An 11,090-nucleotide genomic window follows, 5' to 3' on the forward strand; every position below is an offset into this window, starting at 1 on the left:
GGGCCGTGCCGGACGCCGAGCCCGCCCGCGCGCCCGCCCAGTCGCCGGTGACGGTCACGTCCCGGAGGTCGGCCGTCAGCTCGGAGATCTTGACCTTCCGGCTGCCGGCCGTCGTCTCGACGCCCGGCGCAGTTCTTCGCTGACGCGCCGGGCTTCGTCGAGTTGGTCCTCGAGGACGACGATGCGGCAGGCCGCCTCGACCGGGGTGCCCCGGTCGACGAGTTCGCGGGCGCGGGCGGCGACCTTCAACTGGTAGCGGGAGTAGCGGCGGTGCCCGCCCTCGGACCGCAGCGGAGTGATGAGGCGGGCTTCTCCGACGGCCCGCAGGAAGGCGGGAGTGGTGCCGAGCATTTCGGCGGCCCGTCCCATGGTGTAGGCGGGGTAGTGGTCGTCGTCGAGAGGGCCGAGGGGGGCGTCTGCGGTCATGTGCACCTCTGGTCGGGGAACGTGTCGCGGGCCCCGGCGCTGTACCGCACCAGGGCCCTGAGGGATTTGAACACCATCTGCCGGCTTACTACGGCGCCGGCCTGTCGTTTCCGCACTGTCTCCCGGCTGATGGGAGTGAGTGCGGGGATCGCGGATGCGTGACCGTGTGACCACCTTCCGTTCCGGGGTCTGCGGTACCCGGGCTGACTACGTCCTCGCTCGGGCGATCCTGATGGTGCTTGCCTCCTTCTTTTTCCTGGCTGATCCGTATGCGGGTCCTGGTACTGCCGACGGCACACGAGCCGCCGGCCCGGCGGTCTACGAGGGGTCCCTCAATCCTTGGAGCCCCGTCGTTCCGCTGCCGTGCCACACCCGCTTCCGTCGTGTGGGGTGCGGCCGTTCGTCTCTGCCGCACCGCACCGACTTTCTGGCTATGTGGAAGACAGTAACTCCAGAGATGGGGCATGTCTACTACGGCCATGACAGATTTTATATGAGGATAAGCGCCAGAAATGTGTGCAGGGCAGCGCATGTTTTGGGGCGGGTCGACCTCCGGTCAGCACTCCCGTGGTGGGCCCGTCTTTCCGAAGCTGTGACGAAAGCCGTCGGACTGGGCGGCCTCTCCGTGATGGAGTCCCGAATTTCCGGCAGGAGCGCGGTGGAGAGCGATGACAGCGGCGTCGTCGGCGAGATACCCGCCGGCGTGCGCCAGAAGGTCGCGGCGCAGGTGGCGCAGGAGTATCTCCGGAGAACTGTCGGTCCACCGGGCGGCCCGTTCGGCGAACGGGTAGAAGTCTCCCTCTCGGCCGCGTGCTTCTATGACGCCGTCGGTGTAGAGGAGAAGGGTGTCGCCGTCCTCGAAGGTGAACACGTCAACGGTGTAGCCCGTCTGCCCTGTGCCGCCGACCCCCAGTGGGGGTGCGGGGTGCAGAATCGGGACGGAGACGGAATGTCCTGGGCTGAGCAGCAGGGGGGCGGGGTGTCCGCAGCTGGTCATGCGGATGATGGGGTCGTGGTCGGGGATCTCCAGCAGGAGCGCGGTGACGAAGCGTTCCCCGGCCTCGCTTTCCGGCTCGAAGTCGGCCTGGTAGCGGCCGACACTCCGTTCGAGGGCGGCGGCGAGTGCGGGCAGGCTGGTGTGCTGGTGGGCGGCCTCGCGGAAGGCGCCGAGCAGGAGGGCGGCTTCTCCTATGGCGGCCAGGCCCTTGCCTCTCACATCGCCGATCATCACGTGGGTTCCGCCCCCGGTACGGGTGGCCGCGTACAGGTCGCCCCCGATCAGGGCCTCGTCCTCCGCGGCCAGGTACAGCGAGGCGACCCGCAGCGGCCCGATCCGGTCGGGGAGCGGCCAGAGCAGGACCTGCTGCGCGGCTTCGGCCACCGACCGTACCCGGGCGAGTTCCTGGCCGTGCCGCTCGCGTATCAGGCAGTAGAACACGACCAGCGCCGAGAGCACGGCGATGGCGGCAATCTGCACGAGCACGCTCCGGGAGGTCAGTTCGCCGAAGTGCAGACCGATGTACGCCTGAGCCGCCACGGCCAGGATTCCGATCACCCCGGTGGACAGCGGACCGGCGAATGAGGCGGTGATCGCGGGAGCGATGATCAGCAGCGGCCCCAGACGGATGTCCTTCGGCGCCAGAATTTCCACAACCGTGATCACGACGATGAGCGCAATGGGGAACACCAGCAGCGCATGGCCCGGCCGCCATGACTCCCGCAGACCCGCGATGCGTTCACTGAGACCCACGTCTTCCACAGTGCACTGCCCCCGGGCGGTGCACGAGTCGGGCCGGTGGCAGGAGGAGGCCGGATTCCACGAACCCGGCCAGGTCCTGAGGGACGGGGTCGCGGCGTTCGGCCGAGCAGCGTGCGCCCGTCAGGTCCGACTTCGCGCTCCGCCGACCGGCGTAACCGACGGATGCGGACCCGGATACTCCGGAAGGCCGTCATGGCCACGGCCGCCTTCCAACAGCGTGACTCTGCCGTGCTTCGATCGTTGAGTCGATCACGAAGGCGGACCGGAATCCTGAAGGTGCTACTCGTCGATCCGGGGACGTCGGCTGGACATGAGCGGGACGTCAGCAGGACGTGAACACCGGACGGGAGACTCATGAATGTCAGGAGGTCAGGGGTGGTCCGCCGCAGAAATCAGGCCTTGTCCCACCATCACATCGGGGGAATCTCCATGCGTATGATCCGCAACCGCAATGTCGTCCTCGGCGCCGCGGCCACTGCCGCCCTGGCCCTGGCACTGACCGCCTGCGGCGGTGAAGACAGCGACACGAAGGCCGCCGACCCGGCGAACGGCTCCACATCGGCCGCCTCCTCCCAGCCCGCCGACGGCACAAAAGCCGACGGCTCGGTGGCGAACACCGGGACCGCGAATGCCGCCACCGCGAGCAAGGGCACTGCCAAGGAGGGAACCGCGAAGGCGAGCGGCGGCAATACGGACACCGATAGCTACGCCTACACGCATCCGTGTGAGAGCCAGAAGCTGTCGGTGCACGTGACCCGCCGGGCCGGCGCGGCCACCCAGCGGGTGATCGAGGTGCGCAACCACGGCGTGAGCGCCTGCGGCCTGAGCCACTTCCCGCGGGTCAGCCTGGGCAACTCGCACGCCGCGGACCACAGCAAGGACGTCAAGCCGCTGATCCCCAGCGGTCACGGCGGCGCCCCTGCATACCCGGTCCGGGCCGGAAAGACCGCCTACGCGGTGATCGACCTCAACCCGCGCGGTGCGACCACGGGGACCGTGGCCGGGATCGACGAGCTGAATGTGCTGGCCGACGACGATCACATGTCCAACGCGGAAACGCACAACTTCCCGCTCGGCTCCGGCGCGAAGGTACTCAAGCCGAAGCTGGGCCTCTACCGGAGCACGATTGCCGACGCAGTGAGCTCCATGACGCAGGCGGACACCCAGTCCTGACCCGCCCGCACACCGCCGAACGGCCGGCCGCGACCTCCTTCGGCCCGGCTGAGTAGCGCAAGTGGTCCGAACGAGAGGCGCCTGTCGGGCAACAGCCCAGGTCAGGCGCCTCTTTTGTGTTCCGTGAAGAAGTCGGACCCGGGGCGTACCTGCACTCACCAGCGGAAACGACTGTCGCAATGGCGAGTTCCTTGTTCCTGGACCGCGAATGGTCCGGATTCTGGCGGGCCGCAACCCGTAGCCGTTCTGCCCAGCACGTAAAGCCTGGCGCTCCCAGGGGCGGGCTGTGGGGTGAGTGCTGGTTCCTAGCCGGGCAGGTGGTAAACGGCGAGAGCCGCAGTGTCGTCGTGGAGGCGGTTGTCGCTGTAGACGAGGAGATCGTGGTGGAGGCGGTCGAGAAGTTCCCGGGGTGGGAGGGGCCCCCAGGAGAGGACACGCTCGGGGAGGGGATAGAAGGCCCCCGTGGAGTCGCGCGCTTCGGTGACGCCGTCGGTGTAGAGCAGCAACTGGTCGCCGGGGCGGAAGGGGTACTCGTCGACGTGGTAGGCCTCCGTGAGGAGCATCCCGAGGTTGAGCGGTGGTGCCGGGTCGGCCGTCTCCAGCTCAGTGACCCCGTCGGAGCGGATGAGCAGGGGCGGGGGGTGGCCGCAGTTGACGATGCGGACCACGTGACGGCGAGGGATCTCCGCGATGATGGCAGTGACGAAGCGTTCGGCCATGTCGCTTCCGGCAAGGCGTGCGGCCCTGCGGTTCATGCTGGTCTCTACCCGGCGGACAACGGTGGCGAGGTCGGGTTCGTCGTGGGCGGCTTCGCGAAAGGCGCCTAGAAGGGTGGCGGCCGTTTCCACGGCAGGGAGGCCCTTCCCCCGGACGTCGCCGATGACGAGGCGGAGTCCGTACGTGGTGGGGACGGCCTCGTACAGGTCGCCGCCGATGCGTGCTTCCGCGTCGGCGGACAGGTAGAGAGTCTCCACCTGAATGGGGCCGATGCGGTGAGGGACCGGGCTGAGCAGGACACGCTGCGCGATCTCGGCCACGAAACGCACGGTGGCGAGGGTGCGCTCCCGGCGCACGCGGTGGGCAGCCAGGAGTGTGCCGAGAGCGCCGACCAGAGCGGTGCACAGGTAGGCGGTCACGTAGTGGCGATCCCACACGTAGCTCACCGGGCGGCCCGCGCAGCACGGGGTGCCGGCCAGGACGCCTTCGAAGACGATCGCGAATACGGTGACGGCAGCGACGGCAGCGGGGCCGTGGGCGAAGGCGGCGATCACCGGGAGGGCGATGAGCAGGAAACTCACGGGCCACTGCACGGGCGTGATGGGTTCGATCACCAGGATGCCCGCGACGTAGAAAGCAGGCAGCCAGCGCATCCATGCGGGCGCGGCAGGTACCAGCGGGCCCCCTTCACCAGGCCGCGCCGTCCAGTCGCTCGCCGCCCGGGGACGGCCTGGCCACCTCACTGCTGTCGCCGGCGCGGAGCGAGCGCGGACGCTGCCCCGTCGGAGCACGGAGCGACCGTGTGACCCGCACGCGGACGGCGCTCCCGGCGGGCCCGCTCACAGAGCCTGTACACACGGAACTCCTGACACAAGACGTGGTCAAGACGTCCATCCTGCTGCGCCGCAAGGTTTCGGGCCGGGCATTGCTCCAGCCAATGGCATGTCAGTACCGGTGCGGCCGGCGAACAACGACGACGTCCCGTCCTGACGCCCGCTTCACCGTCGCGCGCGACCACGCTGGGGCGCTTCGGGTGCTGCGCTCGGACACGGACGCAGCGTTCCGCGGCGCGAGGACATCGCTCATGGCGACCGTCGAGGCCGCCTTCCAGGCGTTGACCGCAAGTTTGACGGCGCTGCCCTCGACCCCGGTTCCGACGTGGAGCACGGACGAGCCACGGTCGCGAACAACCCGGTTCTTTTCCTGACGAGGGGAAGGGCGCCCTTCACGCGTATGAAGTGGACTGTCGGCTGCCGAACTTCCGCCGGTGGCGCCGAAGCCTCCGGGAGGGGTGCGCTGACCTGGGATGATGCACTTGCCCAAGAAGGCTGTGCACGGTGTGGGCCCGCTCCTCGGGTGGGCGGGACAACGCCGACGGGCGGCCGCGCCTCGTGATGGTTGCCCCGGAGCGGTGTACGGGACGACTCTGGAAGAGACACAGCCCGCGGCTCGGGGAACTCGGCCTCAGGCTGTGCGTACGGAGACTACGGAGAGGCGCCGACTGTGGACGGTCGGGAACCCACGGGGAAGCAGGCTGGCGCGAGTGGCCACTGGGCTGTGCCACACACCGCGGACATGCAGGTGGAGGCGTGGTCGCCGACGGTCGCGGGCTGCATCGGCGAGGCTGTGCGCGCGCTGGTGGAGGGTTTCGCCGACACGTCCGGGGCCGCAGTGGTCGGGGACCACGAATACGCGATTACCGCGGAATCCGATGAGGATCTGCTGGTGTCCGTCCTGGAGGAGGTCGTCTACCGGATGGATGCCGACGGCGAGATCCCGCTCGATGTGGAGGTGGGGGCGATCCGGTCGGCGGGGGACGGTCGGGGCCTGTCGGTCCGCTTCCGAATGGCCGACGCGGGCACCGTCGTCCCGGTCGGAGCGGTGCCGAAGGCCGTTTCGCTGTACGACCTGCAGCTGCGGTGCGGCCCTGGCGGCTGGACCTGCCGGGTGACCCTCGACGTCTGAGGGGGGCGGGGAAGGGACAGGATCATGGCGTTCACGGTGGCCCTGGCGGGCGACACCATGCTCGGGCGCAACGTCGCCGAGGAACTGCGCCGCTCGCCGGTGCCGGGGACGCTGGTCTCCACGGGGGTCAGGAAGGCGCTCGCGGAGGCGGATCTGTTCGTGCTCAATCTGGAGTGCTGTGTCTCCGACCGCGGGCACCGCTGGCCCGACCCGCGAAAAGCCTTCTTCTTCCGCGCGCCCTCCGACGCCGCGAAGGTGCTGGCCGAACTGGGGGTGGACTGCGTGACGCTCGCCAACAACCACGCCCTGGACTATGGGTTCGACGCCATGGCCGACACCCGAACCCTGCTGGTCGGGGCAGGCGTCCACACGGTCGGCGCCGGAGCGAACGCGCGCGCGGCCCGGGAGTTCGCGGTGCTGGAGGCGGGCGGTGTCCGGCTGGCGGTGGTGGGCGTCACGGACCACCCGGAGGAGTACGCGGCAGGGGAGAGCAGTCCCGGCGTGGCCTGGGCCGATCTCAACGCGGGCGTGCCCGGCTGGTTGACGGAGTCGGTGGGACGGGCCGCCGCGGAGGCGGATGTCGTGCTGGTCACCCCGCACTGGGGCCCCAACATGACCTCCCGGCCGCCGCGTCGCATCTCGGCCGCGGCCCCGGAGCTGCTTGCGGCGGGAGCGACGCTGGTCGCCGGGCACTCCGCCCACGTCTTCCACGGGATTGCCGACCGGATCCTCTACGACCTGGGTGACTTCGTCGACGACTACGCCGTGGATCCGGTCCTGCGAAACGACCTCGGGCTCCTCTTCCTGGTGACCCTGGACGGCCCGGATGCCGCGCACCTGGTACCTGCCCGGGTGAGGGCGGTGCCGCTGACCCTGGACTACTGCCACACCCGCCTGGCGCGTGACGAGGAGCGCGAGTGGATCCGCGACCGGCTCACCACCGCCTGCGCCGAGTTCGGCACTGCCGTCGTCGACCGGACCGGATGGCTGACGGTCGACTGGAGGTGAGGGACGTGGAGATCGCACTGCTGGAGAGCAGCTCGTACCGCTTCCGGATCGAGCAGCGGGAGCCGATGCGCGTACCCGGAGTCGTGTTCGCCTCGCGGGCGCTGCTGCCGCAGGCGGCGGGGGACAAGGCGCTGGAGCAGGTGGCGAACGTGGCGACGCTGCCCGGCATCGTCCGCGCCTCCTTCGCCATGCCCGACGTCCACTGGGGCTACGGCTTCCCGATCGGCGGGGTGGCCGCCACCGACATCTCCCACGGTGGGGTCATCTCGCCCGGCGGTGTGGGGTTCGACATCTCCTGCGGCGTACGGTTGCTGGCCGCCGGCATCGACCGCGAGGATCTCGACCACGACCGGACGCGGCGGCTGATGGACATCCTCGACAGGACCATCCCGCGCGGTATGGGGCGCGGCGGCCTGTGGAAGCTGTCGGGCGCCGGGGAGATGGACGAGCTGCTGGTCGGCGGCGCTCGGTACGCGGTCGAGCACGGCCACGGTGTGCCGCGCGACCTCACGCGCTGCGAGGACTACGGCGTCCTGGAGGGTGCGGCCCCGGGACAGGTGAGCGCACGCGCCGTCGAGCGCGGTCTCCACCAGGTGGGAAGCCTCGGCTCGGGCAACCATTTCCTGGAGGTCCAGGCGGTGGACCAGGTCTACGATCCGGCCACAGCAGCGGCCTTCGGGCTGCGGGTGGGCCAGGTGTGCGTCATGATCCACTGCGGCTCGCGCGGCCTGGGGCACCAGGTGTGCACCGACCACGTCCGCGTGATGGACCAGGAACTGCACCGGCACCGCATCCAGGTCCCGGACCGGCAGCTGGCCTGTACGCCGGTCGACTCGCCGCGGGGCCGCGCCTACCTCGGGGCGATGGCGGCGGCCGCCAACTACGGCCGTGCCAATCGCCAGTTGCTGTCGGAAGCCGCCCGTCATGCCTTCGCGACCGCTGCGGGAGTCGGTCTGGAGCTGGTCTACGACATCTCGCACAACACCGCCAAACTCGAGACCCACGAAGTGGACGGCGTGGCACGTCCACTGTGCGTCCACCGCAAGGGCGCGACGAGGGCGCTGCCGCCCGGCGACCCGAGCCTGCCCGAAGACCTCGTCCGGGCGGGCCAGCCGGTACTGGTGCCCGGGACGATGGGCACCGCCTCGTACGTGATGGTCGGCCTGCCCGGCAACGACGCGTTCCACTCCGCCTGCCACGGCGCCGGCCGCGTCTGGAGCCGCCACCATGCGCTGCGCATGGTCCGGGGCGAGCGGCTTCGCGGCGAGCTGGAGGCCCGGGGTATCGCCGTACGGCCGTCCTCATGGCGTGGTCTCGCCGAGGAGGCGCCGGAGGCGTACAAGGACGTCGACGCGGTCGCAGCGGCCACCGAGGGTGCCGGACTCGCACGGCTGGTTGCCCGTATGGTGCCGCTGGGAGTAGTCAAGGGATGAGCCGGTACGAAGCGCCGGAGATCGGTACAGCTTCCTTGGCGGGCCTCGCCCGTTCGGCCGATGTTCGCGACGAGCGGCGGCTTGGCGCGTTCGCGTGCGCTCGATCAGCCCGGGCCCCAGGTCCTCGCGGCCGGCTGCTTCGGCGCCGGACTCTCCGGCGGATGCGGTCGTCCGTCGCGGCGGCAGGCCCGATCCGGCGGGACCTCGCCTGCGTGCGGTGACCGTGCCCACGCTGTTCATCGACGGAGGCGAAGACGAGGAGGTACCGGCGCTCAACCGTCAGGCCCGGGCGCTGTCGTCGGTCACCCGGGTCGTCGCGCAGGACCAGGAAGTTGACCGTCGCGTGCCGCGCGGACGACTTCGCCCCCTCGGTCGGCGCGGAGCTGGGCGTTCGACCAAACGGAACGAGACCGTCTATACAACCGGCTTGTCTACGCGCATCATTGAGTTGCTTCGCTCGGACAACCATCCTCGGCCGGAACGCGGGCGTCCCCGCTTGATGTATCGGGTCGACGTTCGGTGAGAACTTGTCATGCACTCGTCATTCTCCGAGAAAGGCAACACGATGGCTTGCGGATCAACCAGCCTGTGGGCCGGTGAAACCAGCTGGTTCTGCTGTGGCAACGCCTGGGGGCCATGCTCCAGCGCCGGCGGCGGCGCCTGCGGCAACTGTCAGTCCAGCGCACGCCACGGCGCGTGGCCCAACGCCTCACAGGCCTGCTGGAACATCACCCGGCCCGACCTCTGTGGCGAGAACATACCCAGACGCGGCTGCGGTGCGGTGATGAACGTCAAGCACCAGTGCTCGGGCGCGACGGTGTGCATCACGATCACCGACTGCGGCCCGCGCACCAAGGACTGGTGCGGCGAGGCGACTTGCTGCAATGGCGCCTGTCGCACCAACCGTGTCCTCGACCTGACCCCGGCCGCCTTCTCGGCGATCGGCAACCTGAGCTCGGGCAAGCTGCCGGTCTACATCTACGAGTGAGGAGCACCGACATGACCGTACGACACGACCGGGCCGACGGGATGCGCCGCCGACGCTTCCTCACCAATGCCGCACTGGGGGGCGCGACCATCATCGGCGCGACCGCGCTCGGCGGCCTCGACGCCGAGGCCGCCTTCGCCGCGGAACCCTCGCTCGACCCCGCGATAGCCAAGTCCACCTTCGTGGAGGGCCGGATCACGGGCATCACCGGCAGCATCCTGGAGGTGGCCGGATCCAACGGCGGCCACTCCCGGGTCCAGATGACCAACGTCACCAGCGTGTGGAAGGTTCGCCCCACCACGGCCGAAGTGATCGACGTCGGCGACGGGCTCTACGCACGCGGCGTCAAGATGCCCGACGGCACCGTGGCCGCCGACGCGGTGTGGGTGAACATCGTGAATCTGGACACGCAGATCCGCGGCATCGCGAAGAACCGGCTGCACCTCGCCCACGGGCAGCACGAACTGGTCGGTCACGTCGCCCCGGACGCCAGCGCCTCCTACGCCGGCCGCGCACTGACGTCCGACCTGTCTCGGCTGCGCATCGGGCAGAGCGCCCAGGTGCTCGGTGCCTGGAGGCCGTCCGACAACTCCGTGGACGTGGTCCGCATCTCCGTCGGGCACTGATGCAGGCCCAGCGACACAGAGAGAGGAAGAGATGCTGTCACTGACAACGGGCCTCGCCCCGCTGGTCCTCGCGGGCCTGCTCGGGTGGACCGGAGCGGTCAAGGTGTTCGGCCGGGGCACTGCACAGCAGGCGCCGAAGACGGCGCTGGCCCGCATGCTGCGCAGCAGTGAGTGGGCCACGAGGGTGCTGCGCGCGACCGGCGCAGGTGAACTCCTGATCGCCGCAGGTCTGCTGATGACCCCGGCGAACCCGGTGCCGGGGGCCGCAGCCGCGGTCCTCGGAGCGGGCTTCCTCGGCTACCTCGGCTACGGCCGGACCGTGGCACCGGAGTCCTCCTGCGGTTGCTCGGCCAGCGAGGACACCCCCATCACCTGGCGGGCGTTCGCACGGGCGGCGGTCGTGGTCATCGGTGGGGCCACGGTGGCGGTGGCGCAGGGCACCTGGTGGTCGGCGATCTCCGAGCGGCCTGCTGGCGCCCTTGTCTTCCTGGCCGGGGCGGCGGCGGTACTGGTCGCCCTCTCGGCCGACCTCGACCGGTGGTGGCTGCTGCCGCTGCGCCGGACGAGGCTGCGCGTCTTCGGTCACCCGCTGCTCGGCACCGCCGGGAGGGACCAGGTGCCGGTCGCAGCGAGCGTCGAACTCCTGGAGAACTCCCTTGCCTGGCAGGCCGCCGCACCAGTGGTTCGGTCCGCCTTGCTGGACCACTGGGAGGACGACGGCTGGCGCATTCTCCAGTACTCGGGTGTGTACGGGGACCGGGAGAACGCGCGCCCGGTAGCGGTGCTGTTCGCACTCGACGCCACGGCCGGGCGCGACACCGGTGACGACCCGATCGTCCGTGTCAGTTATGTCGACGCGGACAGCGGGGAGACGGTGGCCGTGGACGAGCTCAACGCGGTGCCGTCGCGGAGGAGCCTGCCGATGGCGGGCTGACGCCACGGACGGATACCTCGGCCCGGTTCGGTCGCCCGCGCCACCTCGCGGTGGTGCGGGC

At 70.1% G+C, this 11,090-nt stretch carries 10 protein-coding genes; 7 read left to right on the top strand and 3 right to left on the bottom strand.

All coding sequences use genetic code 11. The features are described from left to right. Positions 1–75: 75 nt before the first annotated feature. Positions 76–426 carry a MerR family transcriptional regulator gene (locus tag ACFU8Q_RS33660; protein WP_384461562.1) on the bottom strand — a complete coding sequence of 117 codons (351 nt, stop codon included), beginning with the start codon at positions 424–426 and terminating at the stop codon, positions 76–78. 556 nt (positions 427–982) lie between these two features. Next, positions 983–2,176 carry a PP2C family protein-serine/threonine phosphatase gene (locus ACFU8Q_RS33665; RefSeq protein WP_384461565.1) on the bottom strand — a complete coding sequence of 398 codons (1,194 nt, stop codon included), beginning with the start codon at positions 2,174–2,176 and terminating at the stop codon, positions 983–985. Positions 2,177–2,614: 438 nt separating this feature from the next. On the opposite strand from ACFU8Q_RS33665, the gene ACFU8Q_RS33670 reads away from it, so the two are divergent. Next, entirely contained in the window at positions 2,615–3,358 is a 744-nt protein-coding gene (locus tag ACFU8Q_RS33670) for a DUF4232 domain-containing protein (RefSeq protein ID WP_384461568.1), read from the top strand. Positions 3,359–3,663: 305 nt separating this feature from the next. On the opposite strand, the gene ACFU8Q_RS33675 is transcribed toward ACFU8Q_RS33670, so the two are convergent. Further along, positions 3,664–4,728, bottom strand: a complete 1,065-nt coding sequence (locus ACFU8Q_RS33675; RefSeq protein ID WP_384461571.1) for a PP2C family protein-serine/threonine phosphatase — start codon at positions 4,726–4,728, stop codon at positions 3,664–3,666. Positions 4,729–5,632: 904 nt separating this feature from the next. On the opposite strand from ACFU8Q_RS33675, the gene ACFU8Q_RS33680 reads away from it, so the two are divergent. The 6 genes from ACFU8Q_RS33680 (at position 5,633) to ACFU8Q_RS33705 (ending at position 11,029) form a co-directional block, all read left to right on the top strand. Beyond that, on the top strand, positions 5,633–6,040 hold the full coding sequence (locus tag ACFU8Q_RS33680; protein WP_384461574.1) for an archease: 408 nt from the start codon (positions 5,633–5,635) through the stop codon (positions 6,038–6,040). A 24-nt stretch (positions 6,041–6,064) separates the two neighbouring features. After that, complete coding sequence (locus ACFU8Q_RS33685) at positions 6,065–7,048, top strand: CapA family protein (protein WP_384461577.1); 984 nt, start codon at positions 6,065–6,067, stop codon at positions 7,046–7,048. A gap of 5 nt (positions 7,049–7,053) precedes the next feature. Continuing rightward, complete coding sequence (locus tag ACFU8Q_RS33690) at positions 7,054–8,481, top strand: RtcB family protein (RefSeq protein ID WP_384461580.1); 1,428 nt, start codon at positions 7,054–7,056, stop codon at positions 8,479–8,481. A 784-nt stretch (positions 8,482–9,265) separates the two neighbouring features. Then, positions 9,266–9,469 carry an RlpA-like double-psi beta-barrel domain-containing protein gene (locus ACFU8Q_RS33695; RefSeq protein WP_323184007.1) on the top strand — a complete coding sequence of 68 codons (204 nt, stop codon included), beginning with the start codon at positions 9,266–9,268 and terminating at the stop codon, positions 9,467–9,469. An 11-nt stretch (positions 9,470–9,480) separates the two neighbouring features. Continuing rightward, on the top strand, positions 9,481–10,095 hold the full coding sequence (locus tag ACFU8Q_RS33700) for a cell wall protein (protein ID WP_384461584.1): 615 nt from the start codon (positions 9,481–9,483) through the stop codon (positions 10,093–10,095). A gap of 31 nt (positions 10,096–10,126) precedes the next feature. Continuing rightward, positions 10,127–11,029: a MauE/DoxX family redox-associated membrane protein gene (locus ACFU8Q_RS33705; RefSeq protein WP_384461587.1), complete on the top strand. Its 903-nt coding sequence runs from the start codon at positions 10,127–10,129 to the stop codon at positions 11,027–11,029. The last annotated feature ends 61 nt before the right edge of the window (positions 11,030–11,090 follow it).

The organism is Streptomyces sp. NPDC057543, from assembly GCF_042801895.1.
GTDB lineage: Bacteria > Actinomycetota > Actinomycetes > Streptomycetales > Streptomycetaceae > Streptomyces.

Bases quoted from the DNA above. Each gene is read 5' to 3' on its own strand.
- ACFU8Q_RS33660 (WP_384461562.1), bottom strand. From the start codon at position 426: ATGACCGCAGACGCCCCCCTCGGCCCTCTCGACGACGACCACTACCCC.
- ACFU8Q_RS33670 (WP_384461568.1), top strand. From the start codon at position 2,615: ATGCGTATGATCCGCAACCGCAATGTCGTCCTCGGCGCCGCGGCCACT.
- ACFU8Q_RS33675 (WP_384461571.1), bottom strand. From the start codon at position 4,728: ATGCGCTGGCTGCCTGCTTTCTACGTCGCGGGCATCCTGGTGATCGAA.
- ACFU8Q_RS33685 (WP_384461577.1), top strand. From the start codon at position 6,065: ATGGCGTTCACGGTGGCCCTGGCGGGCGACACCATGCTCGGGCGCAAC.
- ACFU8Q_RS33695 (WP_323184007.1), top strand. From the start codon at position 9,266: ATGAACGTCAAGCACCAGTGCTCGGGCGCGACGGTGTGCATCACGATC.
- ACFU8Q_RS33700 (WP_384461584.1), top strand. From the start codon at position 9,481: ATGACCGTACGACACGACCGGGCCGACGGGATGCGCCGCCGACGCTTC.
- ACFU8Q_RS33705 (WP_384461587.1), top strand. From the start codon at position 10,127: ATGCTGTCACTGACAACGGGCCTCGCCCCGCTGGTCCTCGCGGGCCTG.